The 21,254-nt window shown below is 62.4% G+C and carries 23 protein-coding genes; 17 read left to right on the plus strand and 6 right to left on the minus strand.

Features of this window, described 5'->3' with window-relative positions; genetic code table 11:
• The first annotated feature begins 50 nt into the window (after positions 1 to 50).
• The 9 genes from NKI15_RS10340 (at position 51) to NKI15_RS10380 (ending at position 8,305) form a co-directional block, all read left to right on the plus strand.
• Positions 51 to 341, plus strand: coding sequence for an acylphosphatase (locus NKI15_RS10340; RefSeq protein WP_023747473.1), 291 nt, complete (start codon positions 51 to 53; stop codon positions 339 to 341).
• Between the two features lie 69 nt (positions 342 to 410).
• A complete protein-coding gene (locus tag NKI15_RS10345) occupies positions 411 to 1,067 on the plus strand; it encodes a TetR/AcrR family transcriptional regulator (protein WP_023747474.1) in 657 nt (218 codons plus the stop codon).
• 65 nt (positions 1,068 to 1,132) lie between these two features.
• The gene (locus tag NKI15_RS10350; protein WP_023692831.1) at positions 1,133 to 2,296 is read left to right on the plus strand and encodes an isovaleryl-CoA dehydrogenase; all 1,164 of its coding nucleotides are present in this window, start codon (positions 1,133 to 1,135) and stop codon (positions 2,294 to 2,296) included.
• Between the two features lie 107 nt (positions 2,297 to 2,403).
• On the plus strand, positions 2,404 to 3,228 hold the full coding sequence (locus NKI15_RS10355; RefSeq protein WP_023747475.1) for a DUF1444 family protein: 825 nt from the start codon (positions 2,404 to 2,406) through the stop codon (positions 3,226 to 3,228).
• Between the two features lie 8 nt (positions 3,229 to 3,236).
• Entirely contained in the window at positions 3,237 to 4,844 is a 1,608-nt protein-coding gene (locus tag NKI15_RS10360; protein WP_023747476.1) for a carboxyl transferase domain-containing protein, read from the plus strand.
• Between the two features lies 1 nt (position 4,845).
• On the plus strand, positions 4,846 to 5,376 hold the full coding sequence (locus tag NKI15_RS10365; RefSeq protein ID WP_023747477.1) for an O-acetyl-ADP-ribose deacetylase: 531 nt from the start codon (positions 4,846 to 4,848) through the stop codon (positions 5,374 to 5,376).
• A 120-nt stretch (positions 5,377 to 5,496) separates the two neighbouring features.
• Positions 5,497 to 5,871: a hypothetical protein gene (locus NKI15_RS10370; RefSeq protein WP_352514210.1), complete on the plus strand. Its 375-nt coding sequence runs from the start codon at positions 5,497 to 5,499 to the stop codon at positions 5,869 to 5,871.
• A 45-nt stretch (positions 5,872 to 5,916) separates the two neighbouring features.
• Positions 5,917 to 6,294 (plus strand): hypothetical protein, encoded by a 378-nt coding sequence (locus NKI15_RS10375; RefSeq protein ID WP_023684512.1) that lies wholly within the window; start codon positions 5,917 to 5,919, stop codon positions 6,292 to 6,294.
• 49 nt (positions 6,295 to 6,343) lie between these two features.
• Complete coding sequence (locus tag NKI15_RS10380) at positions 6,344 to 8,305, plus strand: acetyl/propionyl/methylcrotonyl-CoA carboxylase subunit alpha (protein WP_352514209.1); 1,962 nt, start codon at positions 6,344 to 6,346, stop codon at positions 8,303 to 8,305.
• A 66-nt stretch (positions 8,306 to 8,371) separates the two neighbouring features.
• On the opposite strand, the gene NKI15_RS10385 is transcribed toward NKI15_RS10380, so the two are convergent.
• Both NKI15_RS10385 and NKI15_RS10390 read right to left on the minus strand, forming a co-directional pair.
• Entirely contained in the window at positions 8,372 to 9,493 is a 1,122-nt protein-coding gene (locus NKI15_RS10385; protein ID WP_023670204.1) for an ABC transporter substrate-binding protein, read from the minus strand.
• A 386-nt stretch (positions 9,494 to 9,879) separates the two neighbouring features.
• Positions 9,880 to 10,146 (minus strand): SEL1-like repeat protein, encoded by a 267-nt coding sequence (locus NKI15_RS10390; protein ID WP_006199745.1) that lies wholly within the window; start codon positions 10,144 to 10,146, stop codon positions 9,880 to 9,882.
• 440 nt (positions 10,147 to 10,586) lie between these two features.
• Between NKI15_RS10390 and NKI15_RS10395 the strand changes: the two genes are divergently transcribed.
• The 5 genes from NKI15_RS10395 (at position 10,587) to NKI15_RS10415 (ending at position 14,431) form a co-directional block, all read left to right on the plus strand.
• Positions 10,587 to 10,928: a DUF2147 domain-containing protein gene (locus tag NKI15_RS10395; RefSeq protein WP_023705415.1), complete on the plus strand. Its 342-nt coding sequence runs from the start codon at positions 10,587 to 10,589 to the stop codon at positions 10,926 to 10,928.
• Positions 10,929 to 11,154: 226 nt separating this feature from the next.
• Positions 11,155 to 11,307 (plus strand): hypothetical protein, encoded by a 153-nt coding sequence (locus tag NKI15_RS10400; protein ID WP_023670201.1) that lies wholly within the window; start codon positions 11,155 to 11,157, stop codon positions 11,305 to 11,307.
• Positions 11,308 to 11,346: 39 nt separating this feature from the next.
• Positions 11,347 to 11,541 carry a hypothetical protein gene (locus tag NKI15_RS10405; RefSeq protein WP_023670200.1) on the plus strand — a complete coding sequence of 65 codons (195 nt, stop codon included), beginning with the start codon at positions 11,347 to 11,349 and terminating at the stop codon, positions 11,539 to 11,541.
• A gap of 276 nt (positions 11,542 to 11,817) precedes the next feature.
• Positions 11,818 to 13,278, plus strand: a complete 1,461-nt coding sequence (locus NKI15_RS10410; protein WP_023731828.1) for an AMP nucleosidase — start codon at positions 11,818 to 11,820, stop codon at positions 13,276 to 13,278.
• Positions 13,279 to 13,417: 139 nt separating this feature from the next.
• Positions 13,418 to 14,431, plus strand: coding sequence for an endonuclease/exonuclease/phosphatase family protein (locus NKI15_RS10415; protein WP_156932609.1), 1,014 nt, complete (start codon positions 13,418 to 13,420; stop codon positions 14,429 to 14,431).
• Positions 14,432 to 14,456: 25 nt separating this feature from the next.
• Here NKI15_RS10415 and NKI15_RS10420 read toward each other — a convergent pair whose 3' ends face one another.
• Together NKI15_RS10420 and NKI15_RS10425 are read right to left on the minus strand one after the other, a co-directional pair.
• Entirely contained in the window at positions 14,457 to 15,203 is a 747-nt protein-coding gene (locus tag NKI15_RS10420; protein WP_348528043.1) for a DUF922 domain-containing protein, read from the minus strand.
• Complete coding sequence (locus NKI15_RS10425; protein WP_023705418.1) at positions 15,200 to 16,879, minus strand: electron transfer flavoprotein-ubiquinone oxidoreductase; 1,680 nt, start codon at positions 16,877 to 16,879, stop codon at positions 15,200 to 15,202. Before NKI15_RS10425 ends, NKI15_RS10420 begins: the two co-directional genes overlap by 4 nt.
• 302 nt (positions 16,880 to 17,181) lie before the next feature.
• Between NKI15_RS10425 and NKI15_RS10430 the strand changes: the two genes are divergently transcribed.
• The 3 genes from NKI15_RS10430 (at position 17,182) to NKI15_RS10440 (ending at position 19,920) form a co-directional block, all read left to right on the plus strand.
• On the plus strand, positions 17,182 to 17,736 hold the full coding sequence (locus NKI15_RS10430) for a hypothetical protein (protein WP_032890987.1): 555 nt from the start codon (positions 17,182 to 17,184) through the stop codon (positions 17,734 to 17,736).
• A gap of 266 nt (positions 17,737 to 18,002) precedes the next feature.
• Positions 18,003 to 18,881, plus strand: a complete 879-nt coding sequence (locus NKI15_RS10435) for a uracil-DNA glycosylase (protein WP_023705420.1) — start codon at positions 18,003 to 18,005, stop codon at positions 18,879 to 18,881.
• 226 nt (positions 18,882 to 19,107) lie between these two features.
• Positions 19,108 to 19,920 carry a helix-turn-helix domain-containing protein gene (locus NKI15_RS10440; RefSeq protein ID WP_023705421.1) on the plus strand — a complete coding sequence of 271 codons (813 nt, stop codon included), beginning with the start codon at positions 19,108 to 19,110 and terminating at the stop codon, positions 19,918 to 19,920.
• A gap of 19 nt (positions 19,921 to 19,939) precedes the next feature.
• Here the strand turns inward: NKI15_RS10440 and NKI15_RS10445 are convergent, their stop codons facing one another.
• The gene (locus NKI15_RS10445; protein ID WP_023705422.1) at positions 19,940 to 20,842 is read right to left on the minus strand and encodes a DMT family transporter; all 903 of its coding nucleotides are present in this window, start codon (positions 20,840 to 20,842) and stop codon (positions 19,940 to 19,942) included.
• 170 nt (positions 20,843 to 21,012) lie between these two features.
• Positions 21,013 to 21,225, minus strand: a complete 213-nt coding sequence (locus NKI15_RS10450; protein WP_352886077.1) for a hypothetical protein — start codon at positions 21,223 to 21,225, stop codon at positions 21,013 to 21,015.
• Positions 21,226 to 21,254: the final 29 nt, after the last annotated feature.

Genomic DNA, 21,254 nt, shown 5'->3' on the forward strand with positions numbered 1-21,254 from the left:
CAACCGTTCAAGGCTGTTGCTTTCGTCCGATCCCGCGCCAGTTCTTGAGCATGGGAGATAACGACCGGCAAAAGGCGGTGCAGGCGCGCGTGCATGGTAAGGTGCAAGGCGTCGGCTATCGGATGTGGGCGCGACGCGAAGCGATAGGGCTTGGCCTCGTAGGTTGGGTACGCAATGAACGAGATGGCACGGTGACGGCCTCGATTGCCGGTGCCGATGCTGCGGTTTCGACAATGATCGAACGGCTCCGGCAAGGGCCACGGGGAGCTTCGGTTTCGAAGGTCGAGACCGAGGAATTCGAACTCCTCGACGCGCCCATCGATTTTCGGATCATTGTCTAGACGGAACCACTTTATTGCCGCTTGAATTAATTGAACGTTCGTTTTATTACTGAATACCGGAAGGCGATCATGGCACGCACAACGGGATCCGATGGCGAAAAAACTGAAGCGGCCGTCCGCGAGGCAGCGGTCAGCCTGATCGCCCGCTTCGGCTATGAGGCGACGTCGATGCGGCAGCTTGCCGCCGAGGTCGGCGTCCAGGCGGCCGCGCTCTACCGCTATTTTCCGACCAAGGAAGACCTGCTGTTCACGCTGATGCGCGAACATATGGAAGGGCTGATCGAAGCGTGGGACGCCGCACGCCCCGACGCAGCCGATCCGGCAACGCGGCTTGCCGCCTATGTCGAAAACCACATCGCTTTCCACATCGAGCGCCGCCACTCCACCCATGTCTCGAACATGGAATTGCGCAGCCTGTCGCATGACCGGCTGACGCAGATCCTTCGCATGCGCACCGCCTATGAGAAGGAGTTGCGCGCCATCCTGCGCGACGGCGCGGAGGCCGGCGCCTTCAGTGTCGATGACACCGGGCTCACTGCCATGGCCCTGGTCCAGATGATGACCGGCGTCATCGTCTGGTTCCGGCCGGGCGAGCGGCTGTCGATGGCTGAAGTCACGGCGACATATCTTTCAATGACAATGCGCCTGGTTGGCGCGAAGATCGACGGCAAGACTTACAGCGCCGCGCGTCCCTTCGGACGCGCAAAGGACGCTGTAGCATTTTGATTTCGCGCATGATCCTTTCCGGAAATCAAAGTTGATTTTCGGGGTCATGCGGCAGGAGGAACGGCATGTACACGAACACACTCAGCTTCGGGCATGACGAAGACATCGAGGCGCTGCGCGATCTGGTGCGCCGCTTTGCCCAGGAGAAAATAGCGCCGATCGCTGCCGAGATCGACCGCAGCAATCAATTCCCCACGCATCTGTGGAAAGAGCTCGGCGCGCTCGGCCTTCTCGGCATCACCGCCGATCCCGATTTCGGCGGCAGCGGCATGGGCTATCTTGCCCACGTCATTGCGGTGGAAGAGATTTCGCGCGCCTCGGGCTCGGTTGGTCTCTCCTACGGCGCCCATTCGAACCTCTGCGTCAACCAGATCAACCGCTGGGCGACGCCGGCTCAGAAGGAGAAATTCCTGCCGGCATTGTGCTCGGGCGAAAGGGCAGGTGCGCTGGCCATGTCGGAATCAGGCGCCGGCTCCGACGTCGTCTCGCTCAAGCTGCGCGCCGAAAAGCGCAACGACCGCTATGTGCTCAACGGCTCGAAAATGTGGATCACCAACGGCCCCGATGCCGAAACGCTGGTGGTCTACGCCAAGACCGATCCCGAGCGGAAATCGCGCGGCATCACCGCCTTCATCGTCGAAAAGACGATGGCCGGCTTCTCGGCATCGCCAAAGCTTGACAAGCTCGGCATGCGCGGCTCCAACACCGGCGAACTGGTGTTCGACAATGTCGAGGTGCCCTATGACAATGTGCTGCATGAGGAGGGCCGCGGCGTCGAGGTCCTGATGTCGGGCCTCGACTACGAACGCACCGTGCTCGCCGGCGGACCGCTCGGGCTCATGGCGGCCTGTCTCGACGTGGCGATCCCCTATGTGCATGAGCGCAAGCAGTTCGGCCAGCCGATCGGCGAGTTCCAGCTCGTGCAGGGCAAACTTGCCGACATGTATTCGACGATGAACGCCGCGCGCGCTTACGTTTATGCTGTCGCGGCTGCCTGCGATCGCGGCCAGACGACACGCAAGGATGCCGCTGGCTGCGTGCTGTTTGCCGCCGAAAAAGCGACGCTGATGGCGCTCGACGCCATCCAGCTGCTTGGCGGCAACGGCTATACCAACGAGTATCCGACCGGCCGGCTGTTGCGCGACGCCAAGCTCTACGAGATCGGCGCCGGCACCAGCGAGATCCGCCGCTGGCTGATCGGGCGCGAGATCATGGCGGAAGGGGTTTAGTGCCTGCCAAGATGGCAGGCTGTTGTTTTGCGGGTATCGAGAGACAAGTAGGGCGATAGATGGTTACGTCATCGGGGCATCCAGTCACAAGGCGGGGGATATTTGCGATGGCTTTGTTTTCCACAATCGCTGGCTTTCTCGGGCGCGCGAAGGCTCAGAAGCGTCGCTTTTCTAATATGGCGGAATTCAGAGAGCTCGTAATTGCCGAACTCAAACGGCAGCCGGGTGTCGATAGCGCTGTCGCAGACCCATCGGATCCTGCAAAAATCGGTGCAAAACTCGATGGCGCAGACGTGACGGCAGACGTCACAAACGTGTTCGGGCACTTGAACTCATACCCCGACGAAGACGCCGATGCGGCCATACGCAGGCTTGTCCGAGGCCTCGCCGAAATACGACCTAGGGCGAGTGAAGAAAGTCTGATCGCGGTGATACGGACCCAGCAGTATGTCGAGCACCTCAAATCGATGGGTTTGGATTTATTGTGCGAACCGCTGGTTGGTGAAATTGCGGTCGTATACATGGCCGACCTTCCCGATACAGTCTCACCTGTTGCTCCGAAGGACTTCCCCGGCCGGGCGCTTTCGGATTTGCGCGATGTCGCACTAGGCAATGTGAAGAAATGGCTGCCGAAAATTGTCTCCGACGGCCAGATTGGCACATTTTATCTCTATTACGTCGACGGCAATACGATGCTCTCCACGAGCCTTGTGCTGCTCGACGAGTTCTGGCTGTCGATCAAAGCACAGTTTCCCGGCGATGTTTTATTTGCGCTGCCGCGCCGGGATCAATTGTTCATCTTCGACGCGAGCAATCCGCAGGCCCAAAGCGCGGCCAGACAGATGATCGACGTCACGTTCGAGGATGACTTCAATCTGCTATCCGATAAAATTTTCGAACGCCGCAACGGCAAACTCCTAGCCCAGATGTAGAGCTCGAAATGGCCGTACTCCAGACCCAGATCTCGCCCTCCTCCGAGACCTTCCGCGCCAATGCCGAGCGCATGCGGGCGCTGGTTGCCGACATTGCGGACAAGGCGGCAAGCGTCGAGCGCGGTGGCTCGGAGGAGGCGCGCGAGCGTCATGTTTCGCGCGGCAAGCTGTTGCCGCGCGAGCGGCTGGCGCAGTTGCTCGACACCGGCTCGCCTTTCCTCGAGATCGGCCAGTTCGCGGCATGGTCCATGTATGGCGAGGAGATTTCCTCGGCCGGCCTCATCGCCGGCGTCGGCCGTGTCGAAGGCACCGAGGTGATGGTCGTGGTCAACGACGCCACGGTGAAGGGCGGCACCTATTATCCGCTCACGGTGAAGAAGCATTTGCGCGCACAGGAGATCGCGCTGCAAAACAATCTGCCTTGCGTCTATCTGGTCGACAGCGGCGGCGCCAACCTGCCTAATCAGGACGAGGTGTTTCCCGATCGCGAGCATTTCGGCCGCATCTTCTACAACCAGGCCAACATGTCGGCGGCCGGCATTCCGCAGATCGCCTGCGTCATGGGCTCATGTACTGCGGGCGGCGCCTATGTGCCGGCAATGTCGGACGAGACGATCATGGTGCGCAACCAGGCGACCATTTTTCTCGGCGGCCCGCCTCTGGTGAAGGCGGCTACGGGTGAAGATGTCAGCGCCGAGGAGCTTGGCGGCGCCGACGTGCACACCAGGCTGTCCGGTGTCGCCGACCACTATGCGCTGGACGACGAACATGCGCTGGCCATCTGCCGGCGCATCGTCAAAAATCTCAACCGGCGCAAGACTGTAAGCCTGACCTTACAGAAACCCATGCCGCCGCTTCATGACGCGCAGGAACTCTACGGCATCGTGCCGACGGATCTGCGCCAGCCCTATGATGTGCGCGAGGTGATCGCGCGCGTCGTCGACGGCTCCGAGTTCGACGAGTTCAAGCAGAATTACGGCACCACGCTGGTCACCGGCTTTGCCCATCTTCAGGGCATGCCGGTCGGCATCATCGCCAACAATGGCGTGCTGTTTTCCGAAAGTGCTGTGAAGGGCGCGCATTTCATCGAACTGTGCTGCCAGCGCAAGATCCCGCTGATGTTCCTGCAGAACATCACCGGCTTCATGGTCGGGCGAAAATACGAGGCCGGCGGCATCGCCAAGGACGGCGCCAAGCTGGTGATGGCGGTCGCCACCGCCAAGGTGCCGAAGGTGACGATGATCATCGGCGGGTCGTTCGGCGCCGGCAATTACGGCATGTGCGGACGCGCCTACTCGCCGCGGTTCCTGTGGATGTGGCCGAACGCGCGCATTTCGGTGATGGGCGGCGAACAGGCGGCGACCGTGCTGGCGGTGGTCAAGCGCGAGGGCATCGAGCGCAAGGGCGGTGAGTGGAGCGCGGACGAGGAAGCGAAATTCAAGAAGCCGATCCTGATGAAATACGAGCATGAGGGCCACCCGCTCTACTCCTCGGCGCGGCTGTGGGACGACGGCATCATCGACCCGGCGAAAACGCGCGAGGTGCTGGCGCTCAGCCTGTCGGCCGCGCTCAACGCCGACATCGAGGAAACGAAGTTCGGCGTGTTCAGGATGTAGGATGAGCAAGTTCGGCGAACGGATACATGTCCACACCGGCGACATCACCAGGCTTGCGGTCGATGCCATCGTCAACGCCGCCAATTCCTCGCTGCTGGGCGGCGGCGGCGTCGACGGCGCCATTCACCGCGCCGCCGGCCCGGAGCTCGAATTCGAATGCCGGATGCTGAACGGCTGCAATGTCGGCGAAGCAAAGCTTACCAAGGGCTATCACCTGCCGGCACGTTACATCATCCACACGGTCGGACCTGTCTGGCAAGGCGGCGGCAAAGGCGAAGCCGGGCTGCTCGCCTCCTGCTATATCAGGTCGCTCGAAATCGCCGCCGCCAGGGATTGCCGGACTGTGGCATTTCCGGCGATCTCCACCGGCATCTACCGTTATCCGAAAAATGAGGCGACGCAGATTGCCGTTGGCATCGCAGGTACCTTCGTCGGACAGAACTCAACGCCCGAAACAGTTATTTTCTGCTGCTTCGACGAGCCAATAGCTCAACTATACCGACAAGCCGTTGCTGCCATTGGAGGATGCTAGTCTGCATGGATAAGATGGTTCCTCCACCTACGCAAAAGCAATTTTCGGTGAGCAGGCTGGCGGCACTGGAGAATAGACGCTATTGTTCATCCCACATTGGGCAACGGGGATGGGGTAAAGATGAGGCCGAAATATTCGGGAAAAACGACTGCGTCGGTACTTGCAGTCTTGCTTATATTTTCGGTACCCGGCGTTGGCGCCGCGGCATCGCTGGCGGGAAGCAAAGGCGACATCCATTTCTATCCGTATTTGCCGAAAAGCCCGAAAGACCAGTGCACCATGGCTTACAACGCCTATGTGGCCGCCGGCGGCCATTCGGCCTATGCGACCACGCCCTATGCCCGGATCCGTTCGTTGTACATCATCTGCGGCTCGGGCTTGAATGCACCGTCACAGAAGGCTGCCGAAGAACGGGCGATGAAATCCTGCGAGTCCGCCCGCAGCCATTACAAGGTCATTACAGGGGCTGGCTGCGAAGTTGCGGCATCGAAGTAGGCCGACAAGCATCGGCTTGGGCATTTTTCAAATGGGCGGCGCAAGATGAAATCGACACGCATCAAACGAATTACTGTATCGATGCTTGCCGGCCTGCTCGTATTTACGGCACCCGGTATCGGGGCGGCTGGATCGCTGGCGGGCAGCAAGGGAGACACCCGATTCTGGCCTCCGTTGTCACTGAATCCAAAGGAGCCCTGCACGAAGTCGTACAACGCCTATGTCGCGGCGAGTGGCCACTCGGCCTACGCGACCACATTCTACTCGCGCGTCGACGATCTTTACATCATCTGCGGTGCGCGGCTGAACGCGCCATCTCAGAAGGCCGCGGAAGAGTTGGCGTTGCGAAGCTGTCAGGTTGGCCTGAAAAAGTGGAAGGTTCAGACCGCGAGCGGCGGCTGCAAAATCGCGGCTTCGAAATAGGCTCATTCCTGCCAGACCGGCGCCGCCCGAGACAAACCCGGGAGGCTCCATGTTCGCCAAGATCCTGATCGCCAATCGCGGCGAGATCGCCTGCCGGGTGATACGCACGGCCAGGAAGATGGGGGTGCGCACCGTTGCCGTCTATTCCGACGCGGACGCCAAGGCTCTGCATGTCGAAATGGCCGACGAGGCGGTGCATATCGGCGCTTCGCCCGTCGGTGAAAGCTATCTGCGCGGCGACAGGATTGTTGCGGCGGCGCTGGCGACCGGCGCCGAAGCAATTCACCCCGGCTATGGCTTCCTCTCGGAAAACCCCGATTTCGTCGACCAGGTGGTGGCGGCAGGGCTCACCTTCATCGGCCCGTCGGCCGCCTCGATCCGCGCCATGGGGCTGAAGGACGCGGCCAAGCGGCTGATGGAAAAGGCCGGCGTGCCGGTGGTGCCGGGCTATCATGGCGAGGCGCAGGAGATCGTGCTGCTGGCGTCCAAGGCGCGTGAGATCGGCTATCCCGTTCTGATCAAGGCGCGCGCCGGCGGTGGCGGCAAGGGCATGCGCCGGGTCGAACATCCCGACGATTTCTCCGAGGCGCTGTCGGGCGCACGGCGCGAGGCCAAGGCCGCGTTCGGCGACGACCGCGTGCTGGTCGAAAAATATGTCGACAAGCCGCGCCACATCGAGGTCCAGGTATTCGGCGACAATTTTGGCAATGCCGTGCATCTCTACGAGCGCGACTGCTCGGCGCAGCGCCGCCACCAAAAGGTGATCGAGGAAGCGCCGGCGCCCGGCATGACGCTGGCGCTGCGCGAGGCGATGACGGAAGCGGCGGTCAAGGCCGCCAAGGCGATCAGCTATTCCGGCGCCGGCACCATCGAATTCATCGTCGATGCCTCGCAAGGGCTGAAGGCCGACCGCTTCTGGTTCATGGAAATGAACACCCGCCTGCAGGTCGAGCATCCCGTCACCGAAATGGTCACCGGCACCGACCTGGTCGAGTGGCAGTTGCGGGTAGCCGCCGGCGAAAAGCTGCCGAAGACGCAGAGCGAAATCACGCTTTCCGGCCACGCCTTCGAGGCGCGCATCTATGCCGAGGACGCGGCGAAAGGGTTTCTGCCGGCGACCGGCACGCTGCATCACCTGGCGTTTCCCGACAACGCGCCCGAAGGCGCCAGCATGCGCATCGAGACCGGCGTGCGGGCCGGCGATGCGATCTCGCCCTTCTACGATCCGATGATTGCCAAGCTGGTCGTCCACGCCAAGGACAGGCAGGCGGCGCTCGATGCGCTCGGCACTGCGTTGTCGCAGACCGAGATTGCCGGCTCGACCGTCAACACCGCCTTTCTCGCGGCACTTGCCGCGGACGCCGATTTTTCGGCCGGTGATGTCGATACCGGCCTGATCGGCAGGCATCAGGAAGCGCTGACCGCGGTCGCCCCGCCGAGCTGCGGGATCGTTGCCGCGGCAGCCCTTGCAGCGGCCGGGGCCGGTGCCTTGCCGCCGTCGAACGATCCGTGGTCGTCGCTTGCCGGCTATGCGCATTTCCACAGCGTTGCGCGCCGCACGCGCCTGCGCCATGGCGAGGACGATATACTGGCGCGTGTTTCAGTGCGGCCGGACGGGCGCTTCGAGGTGGCGCTGGACGCGCCCTATGACCGCGTCAATTCGCATGATCTTCGCGCCGCCCCTCGCCTTGCCCGCTGGCCAGGCCACGTCACCGTGTTCGAAGGCGCGGTCGGCTACAGTTTCCTCGTCCCGGATCCGCTGGCGCGCACCGACGAGACTGCCGCCGCTTCCGGCAGCCTGCGCGCGCCGATGCCGGGCGTGGTCAAGCTGGTGCGCGCGGCAAAGGGCGAAAGGGTGATCAAGGGCCAGCCGCTACTGATCCTGGAAGCGATGAAGATGGAGCACACGATCGCGGCCAGCCATGACGGCGTGATCGCCGAGATCGCCACCGAGGGCGCGCAGGTCACCGACGGAACGGTGCTGGTGCGCTTCGTTGAAGAGGCTGCATAGCCGGCTGGAGGCTTGAATGAAAAATGGCCGGGACAAGCCCGGCCATTGCCATGAGTACGCGGCCGCTTACTGCGCGATCGGTGCGTATTTGCCGTCGTGCCACTGGTTGATGTCGTAGCTGGCGTTCTTCAGATCGCCCTTCTCGTCGAAGGTCACGTCGCCGACCACGGTGCTGAACGGCGTGCCGTTCTTCAGCGCTTCGGCTACCTTGACCGGATCGTCCGTTCCGGCGCGCTTGACGCCCTCTGCAAACGCCTGAACGACGGCGTAGGAGAACAGCGTAAAGCCTTCCGGCACGAAGCCGCCCGCCTTGATCTTGGCGATGGCCTCCTTGGCTTCCGGCTTGGCCTGCGGGTCCGACGGGAAGACGAACAGGGTGCCTTCACCGGCGGGGCCGGCGACCTGCCAGAATTCCGGCGAGGCGATCGAGTCCGGCATGATCAGCTGGAACTTGACGCTCTGCTCGGCCGACTGACGCAGGATAAGCCCGGCTTCCGGGTGATAGCCGCCGAAATAGACAACGTCGGCCTTGAGGTCCTTCAGCTTGGTGACGAGAGCCGAATAATCCTTCTCGCCGGCATTGATGCCTTCATAGTCGATCTCCTTGAGGCCACCGGCATTCATCGTCGCCTTCACGGCATCGGCAACGCCCTGACCGTAGGCGCTCTTGTCATGCAGGATAACGACATTCTTGCCGGCATATTTCTTGGCGATCCACGGGCCAATGAAGGCGCCCTGCGCGTCGTCACGCGTATAGAGACGCATGATCGTCGGCCAGCCGGCCTTGGCGGCGGCATCGGTCAGCTCGGGATTTGAAGAGGCCGGGCTCATCATCAGCGCGCCGGCCTCGGCGTAGACGGCGGAAGCCGGGATGCTCGAACCTGAACAAGCATGGCCGTCAATAAACTTGACGCTGTTGGCAACGATCCGGTTGGCCACCGAAACCGCCTGCTTGGGATCGCACTGGTCGTCCTCGATGTCGAGCTTGATCATCGAGCCGTTGACACCGCCGGCGGCGTTGATCGCGTCGGCGGCTGCCGTTGCGCCCTGCTTGAACTGGTCGCCGATCGTGGCGAGCTGTCCGGTCATCGGGCCGACCACCGAAATGGTGATGTCATCGGCAAAGGCAACCGGCGCGCTCATCATCAGGCCAAATACGGCCGCGCTCAAAATACCCATTTTTTTCATGGTGATAGAACTCCTCCCACACTCGCGCAGCCGCTCTGGCCGCGCTTCTTTCCGAAGGCGGGACAATTTCATCCTTCATTGGGCCTGTCTAGGCGCATCGGCGCCGCTCGATTGGGCCTCATCAACGCAAAAAGCCACGCCAGCCTGTTCCGGCCGGTCGTGGCTTTTTGCTCGTAGCAGTCCCCATGCGCCCCCGCGCCACCAAAACCTGCCCGCCGTCCCCATTGTGCACGACTGGACCGTGCCCGCCTGCCGCGTTCTTGTTCTTTCATGGTCGGCCGTCTTGTCGCGGCCTTGTCGTTTCACCGGTTCCGACCGTCTTTGCGGTCTTGATCCCGGGGCTTCCCTGTTTTCGATAATCTGCCTGCGATAATCTGCTCGCGATCTCAGTGCATCGTCATCCATTCGCGGGCTTCGCGCAGCGCCTTGGCGATCTCGACCTTGGACATTGCGGCCGACAGTTCCGAGCGCAGTTCCGCGGCGCGGACCGAGCCCTTGATGGCGGCGATGTTGAACCATTTGTGGGCGGCAACGACATCGGTCTCGCAATCGCGGCCGGTCGCGTACATCATGCCCAGTTCGAAAAGAATGTCGGCCTGGGCAGTTGCCCCCATGGCGCCGAAGCCGGCTTCAAGCATTTCAAAACGTGCCATTTTAGTCCCCTGTCTGGCTCCCGAGAGCGGGCCTCTTCTGTCCCCCGGTGTTCCCCGGGGAGCCGCTCTTTCGATGCTTCCGAGAATGAGGCCGAGCCTTGAATCCGTCGTTAAATGGCGTGCTTAATTTGGAGAAAACAAAGCTAAAACAAGAGGTAAACGCGGAAATTCGTTAAGGATACAAAGTCAGCAATCCCGCCGTTTTTCGATCGATTTGACGAAAATTTGCAAGACGCCGATCAACACTCTGCTAACCACGCAAACCAAAGCCAACGCCTCGATCGTTTCATTTTCACGGGCTGCGCTCTCCCGACCCCGCATGAAAATTGCGAAACCTTCCGTCGCGGCACCCGCTTTTGTTTTGCCGGGAGCTGGATTAGCTTACGTTTGCGTAAGGGGCAGAGAGGCGGCTGCCCCACCTAACACCAGGGAGGACAGATATGTTTCGCAAAGTGAGCTTGGCCCTGGCGGCCACCGTGATGATGGCTGGTGCGGCCTGGGCCGATCCGATCGAAGGCAATTGGAAGACACAAGCCGGCGACACAGCAGTTATCGGCGGCAGCGGTTCATTCTCCATCACCCTGAAGACCGGCAAATATGCCGGGAAGACCATCGGTTCGCTCAAGGCGGCCGGGGCCAACAAATATGCCGGCAACATCACCGATCCGGCAAACGACAAGACCTATTCGGGCAAGGCAACACTGTCGGGCACCTCGCTCAAGATGAGCGGCTGCGTGCTCGGCGGGCTGATCTGCAAGAGCCAGACTTGGCACAAGCTCTGATCTTGCTGCTTTGAGTTGACCAACGGGGCCTTCACAGGCCCCGTTTTCTTTTGCAGGACGGTCCGCGCCATAGCGACGACCGTGCCGTTTGCGGCGGCGCAAACCCGAACCGACGCTCTCTCTAAGACCTCGTCAATCACTTTGAACCGCAGATGAACGCCGGCATCAGCGCCGGTTCAGTCGCATCAGGGCATTTTGATGGCGTGTTCAAGGAGACACTCCGCAAATGCTCGCTCGCCGCTTCACCATCGTCTGCCTGTTGATGAGCCTGTTCGGGATGCTCTTCGCCATCCTCGTGGCCGAATCCGGCCGTCCGGCGCGTTCCTGGGATGCAGCCAGTTCCTGCCAATTCGATTGCATGAACCATTTTCGCCCCTGAGACGACAAAGACATAGATCCAAACAGAAAAGCAAAAGCCATGAACCGCATCGCCATCAACGCCCTCCAGACCCTTCGGCTCCTGCCGCGGGCGGCGCTCGTCCTGGTCGTGCTGTCGGCGCCGGTCCTGGCCATGCCAATGATGCGGGCCAATGCCGACACGACGATCGACGCGCCGGCGACGAAGAAGCATGGCGTCGGCTTTGTCTTGCTGGTCAGTCTGCAGCGCGGGTAAGGTGTGCCGGTATTAAGGTGATGCCGGCCTGCAAGTGGCGGCCTTGGTGCTCACATGCTTCGAGTACGCTCCGCTCCGGTTCTCGAAGCCAACCAGTTTGGTCGCTTCGCGCCCGGCTCGACTCCGGCTCAGCGTTACCTGAATCTCAGCACACCTTGGGCGTGGACGAATAAATCGACCACTTGGCGGCCATCCTCCCCTCCCAAGTGCGGCCTCAAGTCTCTATATTGAGCCATGGAAAAGCGAATCTACCCACAAGCTATCGAATCGGTCGTCATGCCGGAGCCTTTCGGCAAGCAGAGCTTCGACGACGCCAAAAAGGCCGTGGCCGCCTTGCAGGTGCTCTACGACCGCAACACCAAGTTTCTGCGCGACTCCTTTGCCACGCTTGCCGCCGGCGGCGACGAAAGCAAGCGCTACCGCGCCTTCTACCCAGAGATCGGCGTCACCACCAATTCGTTCACCCAGATCGACTCGCGCCAGGCTTACGGCCACATGCCGACCCCCGGGCATTTCTCGACCACCATCACCCAGCCGGTGCTGTTCGAACGCTATCTCGTAGAGCAGCTTCGCCTGATCATGCGCAATCACGGTGTGCCGGTAACGGTTTCGGAATCGACCACGCCGATCCCGCTGCATTTCGCGTTCCTTGAAGGAACCCATGTCGATGGCGCCGCCGCCGACCGCATCAAACGGCCGATCCGCGACCTGTTCGACGTGCCGGATCTTGACGGCACCGACGACCAGATCGCCAACGGCACCTTCGAGGTCGCGTTCGGCGAACCAAGGCCGCTGGCGCCGTTCACGGCGCAGCGCATCGACTATTCGCTGCACCGCATGACGCACTACACGGCGACGAGCCCGCAGCATTTCCAGAACTTCGTGCTGTTCACCAACTACCAGTTCTACATCGACGAGTTCGTCGCCCGCGCGCGGGCCCAGATGGCTGAAGGCGGCCACGGCTATACCGAATTCGTCGAACCGGGCAATGTCATCACCAAGGCAGGGCAAAACGCACCCAGCGAAGGCGTGGCGGCGCCGCGCCTGCCTCAGATGCCAGCCTATCATCTGAAGAAGCCGAACCATGGCGGCATCACCATGGTCAACATCGGCGTCGGCCCGTCCAACGCCAAGACGATCACCGACCATGTCGCGGTGCTGCGGCCACATGCATGGCTGATGCTCGGCCATTGCGCCGGCCTGCGCAACACTCAGGCGCTGGGCGACTATGTGCTGGCGCATGCCTATGTCCGGGAAGACCATGTGCTGGACGATGACCTGCCGGTGTGGGTGCCGATACCGCCGCTGGCCGAGATCCAGGTGGCGCTGCAGGAGGCGGTCGCCGAAGTCACCGGACTTTCCGGCTACGATCTCAAGCGCATCATGCGCACCGGCACCGTCGCCACCATCGACAACCGCAACTGGGAACTGCGCGACCAGCGCGGACCGGTGCAGCGGCTGTCGCAGTCGCGCGCCATCGCGCTCGATATGGAATCGGCCACGATCGCCGCCAATGGCTTCCGCTTCCGCGTGCCCTACGGCACGCTGCTTTGCGTCTCCGACAAGCCGCTGCATGGCGAGTTGAAGCTGCCCGGCATGGCGACCGAATTCTACAAGCGGCAAGTGGCGCAGCATCTGACCATCGGCATCAAGGCGATGGAGAAGCTGGCGGAAATGCCGATGGAACGGTTGCATTCGCGCAAGCTGAGAAGCTTTTCGGAGACGGCCTTTCAGTAGACCGGCTGCCGTAAATGTTTGCCGCGAGGCGTTTCGTCATCTTGATTGGGCCGCATTTCAGCCGATAAAGGCCTGATACCTCGGCAATGTATTACCCGGTCTATGGGCAAAACCCGGTCTGATGGCACGCGTGCGAAAGATGATGGCTTCAATGGCGTTCCTGGCAATGCTCGGCCTCTCGGCCGCGCTTGTAGCCGGGTTCTTTGGCGCACTGCATCCGGCCTTCGATTCCTTCGCCCATTTCCGCATCCATTTTGCCGTGCTGATGGGGCTGATTGCGCTGCCGCTGCTCGCCACCTCGTTTCGCCTGCAGGCGGGCGTGGGCCTGCTGCTGGCCGTGGCCGCCTTCGCCAGCACGTTGAGCGCCTTGCCGCGCCTGTGGCCGGTGCAGGCCGCCAATGACGCCGCGCCCGGCAACGAACCGGTCTACCGGCTGCTGCAGATGAACCTGCGTTTCAACAATCCGACACCCAAGAAGGTTCTTTCGCTGATCGCCAGGACCAACCCAGACGTGATCACGCTCGACGAAGTATCGGCCATGTGGGCGACCGAACTCGGCTATATCCAGAACGCCTATCCCTATCGCATCCTGTGCGCCCATCCCGACGGCGTGTGGGGCGTGGCGCTTTTGTCCCGGCGACCTTTTGCGGCCGGCACCGAGCCGCATTGCGAACCGCGCGGCGCGATGGCGGCCGCCACCATCGATTTCGGCGGCACTCCGGTCGATGTCGCGGCGATCCATTTGAGCTGGCCGTGGCCGAAGGAACAATACTGGCAGATCGGCGAGTTGACCGAGACGCTCACCTCGCTCGGCGAGACGGCGATCATGGCCGGCGACTGCAACGCCGTGCCGTGGAGCGCCGCGGTACGGCGCGTTGCCTCGCTCGGCGGACTGACCGTGATGCCGTCGGCCGGACCGACCTGGATCCACCGGACCCTGCCCGATTTCCTGCGGCGCTATGCGGGCCTGCCGATCGACCAGGTGTTTTCGAAGGGCGGGGTGACCATCCTGTCGTCGACGCAGATGGAAGAGACCGGCTCCGATCATCTGCCGGTGATGGTGGAATTTTCATTGATGCGCGACGAGACCAAGCCGGTCGACGAGGATTCTACCGCGACTGTGTCGCTGATCCAGCCCAGCATGGGCGGCTAGATCGTACGCCACGGGGCTTACGGTTTCACAAGCCTACCAAGGCCTCGATGATGCGCTCGACATGGCCGCCTTCACTGTGCTCGCGCGCGTCGAACGCGATCTGTTTTGCCTCATAGAGCTTGGAAGTGGCTTGCAAGCGCCGCGTGGCTTCGACGCGCGTTTTGTTGCATTGCGGATCGTTGGCAAATTTCAGGCCGCGAACCGACCGCTCGGCAGCCTGCATCATCTGCCCGGCGATACGGCCATGGGTTCCTTCATGAGCGAGAACGCCTGTGAAAAACCGGTTCCAGCGTTTGCGCAGCGCCGGCGTGATGGCCGAGGCGACGCGCGGGTAGGTGTAGGCGATGTTGAGCGTTCCATTGGCCTGGCGCAGGCGGCAGACGCCGTTGACCTGACCCACGTCCAGGCTCCAGTCGGCGGTGTAGCTTGTCTGCGCGATGGCGTGGGTCATGAAACCGTGCTTGGGGCCCCTGCGGTTCATGGCGATAACCAGACCGGCACCTGTCGTGCCGGTGATGTCATAGGTTCGCGTCTTGACGACGGTTTTCACCCCCGCCGACGCCGTCCCGACGACGCCGCAGGCCGCGCTTACGACGGCGACGCAAAACAAGACCAACACGCGCATGCCATTTTCCCCATGGACGCGGCAATGAGACCACAAGCAGACGACGGTTTCAACAATCTTTGGCGCCGAGCGCCTTACATGCCTTGGTAAACCCGGCCATCGCCGCCATTTTTGCTGGTTGAGACGGCCCCGGTCGGTGAGGCTCACATGCCCTGATAGACCGGGCCTTCGCCGCCTTGTGGCGGCACCCAGTTGATGTTCTGGTTGGGATCCTTGATGTCGCAGGTCTTGCAGTGCACGCAGTTCTGCGCGTTGATGACGAAGCGCACATCTTTGGCAGACGGATCGGCGGCGGCGTTGCCGTCCTTGTCGACCCATTCGTAAACACCGGCCGGGCAATAGCGGGTCGAAGGCCCGGCAAAGACATCATGCTCGGAACGCTTCTGCAACCCCATGTCGCCGACGATGAGATGCACCGGCTCGTTTTCCTCGTGATTGGTGTTGGACAGGAACACCGAGGACAGGCGGTCGAAGGTCAGCACGCCGTCCGCTTTGGGATAGGCGATCTTCTTGTGCTTGGCCGCGGGCTCAAGCGTGGCATAATCGGCCTTGCCATGTTTCAGCGTGCCGAAGGGCGAGAAGCCGAACAGCGTGTTCAGCCACATGTCGAGACCACCGAGGCCGACGCCGATAATGGTGCCGAAGCGCGACCAGAGCGGCTTGACGTTGCGGACCTTCTTCAAATCCTTGCCGATATCGGTCGCGCGCCAGGCGTCCTCATAAGACGACAGCTCGTCATTGGCGCGGCCGGAGCCGATCGCTTGCGCGACATGCTCGGCCGCCAGCATGCCGGACAGCACCGCATTGTGCGAACCCTTGATGCGCGGCACGTTGACGAAGCCCGCCGCACACCCCATCAGCGCGCCGCCGGGGAAGGAGAGTTTCGGCACCGACTGCCAGCCGCCTTCGGTAATGGCGCGCGCGCCATAGCCGATGCGCTTGGCGCCCTCGAAGGTGCGCGATATCGCCGGATGCGTCTTGAACCGTTGGAATTCCTCGAAGGGCGACAGCCAGGGGTTCTTGTAGTTGAGATGCAGGACGAAGCCGACCGCGACCTGGTTATCCTCGAGGTGGTAGAGGAAGGAGCCGCCGCCTGTCTTCAGGTCGAGCGGCCAGCCGAAGGAGTGCTGCACCAGGCCCGGCCGGTGGTTCTCGGGCTTGACCTGCCACAGCTCCTTGAGGCCGATGCCGTACTTGCCGGGCTCACGGCCGTCGGACAGTTTGTATTTTGCGATCAGCTGCTTGGACAGCGAACCGCGCGCGCCCTCGCCGATCAGCACGTATTTACCCATCAGCGCCATGCCCGGCGCAAAGCCCGGGCCATGTGTGCCGTCTTTTTCGACGCCCATGTCGCCGGTGATGACGCCCGTGACCGCGCCGGCATCGTTGTAGACGAGGCTGGCGGCAGCAAAGCCCGGATAGATTTCGACGCCTAGCGCTTCAGCCTTGGTTGCCAGCCAGCGGCAGACATTGCCGAGCGAGACGATGTAGTTGCCGTGATTGTTCATCAGCGGCGGCATCAGGATATTGGGCAGACGGAACGAGCCGGCGGGGCCGAGCACCAGGAAATCGTCGGCCGTAACCGGCGTCTTGAAGGGATGGCCATCTTCCTCGCGCCAGCCCGGCAACAGGCGGTCGATGCCTATGGGATCGACGACGGCGCCTGACAGAATGTGTGCACCAACCTCGCCGCCCTTTTCCAACACCACGACGGAAAGCTCGGGATTGACCTGCTTGAGACGGATCGCTGCGGCAAGGCCCGCCGGGCCGGCCCCGACGATGACCACGTCGAATTCCATGCTCTCGCGTTCGATCTCGCTCATCAACCCCTCCGCACTGGCCAACCGTTTCCGGCATTTTGCTGGCTCCTGCGCTGCATAGCGCATCAATCCGCGACAGGAAACCGGCGCTGACGTGACAATGCCGATTTCGACAAAAAGTCGCGGATAACAACTCTGCCGCAAGCGTTTTGCGCGCGGCCGCGCTCAGCGTCCCATATTTTAATTGTTCGACGGCTCTCTTATCGGCCATACTTATTTCCATGCGCACGCCGTCCGGCTATTCATTGACGCGCTTCCCCCTTCCGCCCGGCCGGACGTGCCGAGCGATCCTTCTCGCCCTTTCAATGCTTACGCCGGTTCGCGCTCAGGCCGAGCCGGTGAAGGTATGGGCGACCGGCGCCTATTCCTTTTCCGACGAGCTTGGCGGTTTCCACATCACCGGCGCCTCGGGCACCGGCACCAAGGAAGATCCGTTGGTCATCTCCGAGGAGCTGAATTCGTCGACGCCGGTGACGCTCACCATCCGCACCACCAAACCGATCCAGCCGTTCAGCACCAACGGCGAATTCGCCAACGGCATCCTGTACATGCGTATCGAGGTGCTCAACAACAGCGGCCAGGCCTGGGTCGAATTCCAGTTCGAGCTGCAGGAGATACTCAACCAGCCGAGCGTGTTCGGCGACGGCCTGTCCTTCGACCAGCGCAACAAGACGCCCGACAACATCCTGTCGAACGCGTACGCCGATTTCGACCGCGATTTCGAACCCTATGACCGGCTCTTGTTCAAGAGTGGACAGATCGACCCGCTGAAGAGGGGACGCTTCGAGTTTCTGATCACCGACTACACGCCGCGCTGGACGTTTTATCTGGTTCAGGATCCGCGGATTCCTACGGGGTAAGCGGCAGACGCCGTGAAAATCGCCACGAAATGCCCTTCGTGATTGGCGAAAGCCGACGAGCGCGTAATCTCCCTCCGTGAGGGGGAGATGGCCGGCAGGCCAGAGGGGGTCGCTGCGCGTCGAGCGCCAACCTCCTCTGTCGCCGACAGGCCGCGTCCGGTCGTGCCGACCCCCTCTGTCGCCTTCGGGGACATCTCCCCTCGAGGGGGGAGATTACTAACCGCCCAACCTTGCAAATCGTCTCTCGGCGGACGAATGTGCCCGGCATGACTGCCGCCTCCCCCAACAACCGATCCGACCTGGCCGAGTTGCTCGCCTTCTACGCCTCTGCCGGCGTCGACGAAGCGTTGGAGGACGCGCCGGTGAACCGGTTTGCCGGGGCAGCACCGAAGCGCCCCGAGCGCACAACGGCGCCTGCCGCGCCGTCTCGCGAAAACAAGGCACCGGAACAAGCCACGGCAAGCCCTGGTCTGGATGCGAGCCGGGTGCCGGACGCGCCGGCGCGCTCCGTGCCGGCCACCGCGACGGTGCCCGACGAGGCGCAGGCGGCTCTTGCCCGGCAAATGGCGGCAAGCGCCTCGACGCTCGACGCGCTGCGCCAGCACATGGCGTCCTTCGACGGCTGCAACCTCAAATTCACCGCCAAGAACCTGGTCTTTGCCGACGGCAATCCGGAAGCGTCGGTGATGCTGGTTGGCGAGGCGCCCGGCCGCGACGAGGACATTGAGGGCCTTCCCTTCGTCGGCCGCTCCGGCAGACTGCTCGACCGCATGCTGGCGGCGATCGGGCTTGATCGCACCTCGGTCTATATCGCCAACGTCATTCCCTGGCGGCCGCCCGGCAACCGAACGCCGACGCCGCACGAGACCGAGATCTGCCGTCCGTTCATCGAGCGGCAGATCGAGCTGGTCAATCCGAGGGTGCTGGTCAATCTCGGCGGCCCATCAGCCAAAACCTTGCTCAACACGACCGAGGGCATCCTGCGCCTGCGCGGCAATTGGCGCGTCCACACCACGGCTTCCGGTGTCGCCATTCCGGCGATGCCGACCCTGCATCCGGCCTATCTCTTGCGGACCCCTGCGCACAAGAAGCTGGCCTGGCGGGACTTTCTCGAGGTGAAGGCGAAGTTGCGGGAGGTGGGGTGAGGCGCGCCTCTTCCTTCCACCCTTGCGGGGGGAGGTGGATCGGCGCGCAGCGCCGAGACGGATGAGGGGTGTTCCAGCGGAGTGAGACGTTGGCGTTCCCTGGAACACCCCTCATCCGACCGAGCTTCGCTCGGCCACCTTCTCCCACAGGGGGAGAAGGGAGAACCGCGCCAATGACCTCCGAGGTAATTGAAATACCGCCCACCCCGGCCTAATCCTTTCACCCATGACAACACCCCAGACCTCTGCCGGCGGCCTGATCCGCGAATGGCGCACGCGCCGGCGCATGAGCCAGCTTGATCTCGCAATGGAGGCTGAGATTTCCCAGCGTCATCTCTCCTTCGTCGAAAGCGGCCGCGCCGCGCCCTCGCGCGAGATGGTGCTGCATCTGGCCGAGCAGCTTGAGATTCCGCTGCGGCAGCGTAATCAGCTGTTGCTGGCTGCCGGCTTTGCCCCGAGCTTCAGCGAGCGGCCACTCACAGATACGACGCTGGCGCCGGCGCTTGCCGCGGTCGAGAGCGTGCTCAAAGGGCATGAGCCGTTCCCCGCCCTCGCCGTCGACCGGCACTGGAACCTGATTTCCGCCAATGCCGCCATCGGCCCGTTTCTGGCCGATGTTGCCGAGCCGTCGCTGCTCCAGCCGCCGGTCAATGTGCTGCGCCTCAGCCTGCACCCGAACGGCATCGCACCGCGCATCGTCAATCTCGCGGAATGGCGGGCGCATCTGCTGGAGCGGCTGAAACACCAGAACGATGCCGCCGGCGATCCCGTCCTGGTCGAGCTGGAGCGCGAATTGCGAACCTATCCGTCCGGGCTCAAGGGTGCGCGGCCGGTGCGGGTCGAGCCCAACGGCATCGTCCATCCGCTGCGGCTGGCGCATGGCGACCAGGTGCTGTCCTTCATCAGCACCATCACCGTCTTCGGCACGCCGCTTGACGTGACGCTGTCGGAACTGGCGATCGAGTCTTTCTTCCCGGCCGACGAGCAGACGCGAGCGGTGCTGGTGCGGCTGGCGAAGGAACGTGCGGAAGCTAACTGAGCCAACCCCGCGGACCTCCTCACCCCTGTGGTGGCGCTGCCTTGCGCGTTCGGGTGCGTTCCAGGCCGAGTTGGCGCTCGCGCCAGATGATGAACATGCCGGCGGCAACGACGATCACACCGCCGACGAGCGTGTTGATGGTGGCGATATCGCCAAAGGCGAAATAGCCGACGACCACGCCGAGGATCATCGAGGTGTATTCGAACGGCGCCACCACCGAAGCTTCGGCATGGCGGTACGCCGCCGTCATCAAAATCTGCGCCAGCCCGCCACAGAACCCTGCTGCGACCAGCAGACCGGCCTGCAGCGGCGTCAGCGCCTGCCAGCCGAAGGGCAGCGTAAGCAGCGCCATGACACTCGCCGTCGCCGAGAACCACAACACGATGGTCGCTGTTCGTTCAGTCTGGACAAGATTGCGCACGAGCAGGATGGCATTGGCGGAGATTGCTGCAGAAACAAGAGCAGCGATGACGCCCAGCACCTCCTGGTCGCCGAGCGCGACGCCCGACGTGAGCAGCGTCAGCTCCGGCCAGGAGATGATCAGCACGCCGACCAGACCGACCGCAACCGCGCTCCAGCGATAGACGCGAATGGCTTCGCCGAGGAATAGCGAGGAGAACACCACCACCAGCAAAGGCTGGGCATAGTTCAGCGTGATCGCCTCAGGCAGCGGCAGCCGGGTCAGCGCGAAGAAGCCGAGCCCCATGGCGCAAACGCCGACGACACCGCGCGCAATGTGGTTCAGCGGGCGTTTGGTGGCGAACGCCGTACCGAGTTTTCTCTTGAAGGCCAGGAAGACGATGATCGGGAAGATGGCGAAGAAGGAGCGGAAGAAGACGATCTGGCCGGCCGGCAAAGTGCCGGCGGCCTTGATGCAGGTTTGCATGCCGACAAAGACTGCCACCGACATGACCTTGAGCATGATCCCAGTGAGAACATTAGAGCGCCGCGCGTCGTCTTCGACGCGTAAAGGACGCTCTGACACTTTAAATCTGCGCATCGTGCTTTCCAAAAATCGACATTGATTTTTGGGCCGATGCGCGCCGGGATGATCGGACAGTTTCCCGCCCGCTTCGTCTCCAGGCCCGGCTTTCACTGTTTTGTTGCTTCCCGGATCTCCGCTGAGATGCGCGTCGAACGACGCGGTACACAGGCGCCCATGCCGAACTTCGATGTGATGACGGTCATCAAGGCCTCACGATAATGGCGGAAGGGGAACGCCCCGAAATAGGCATTGGCGCAGTTTTGTCGAGTGACCGTTTCGTGTAAAGAGCGCGCAACTTTAGATTTAATGGGCCAGGACACGTCAGCGGCTCCGATAGCGACAGGGAAAC

Origin of the sequence: Mesorhizobium sp. M0862 (assembly GCF_040319795.1) — a bacterium.
Taxonomy (GTDB): domain Bacteria; phylum Pseudomonadota; class Alphaproteobacteria; order Rhizobiales; family Rhizobiaceae; genus Mesorhizobium.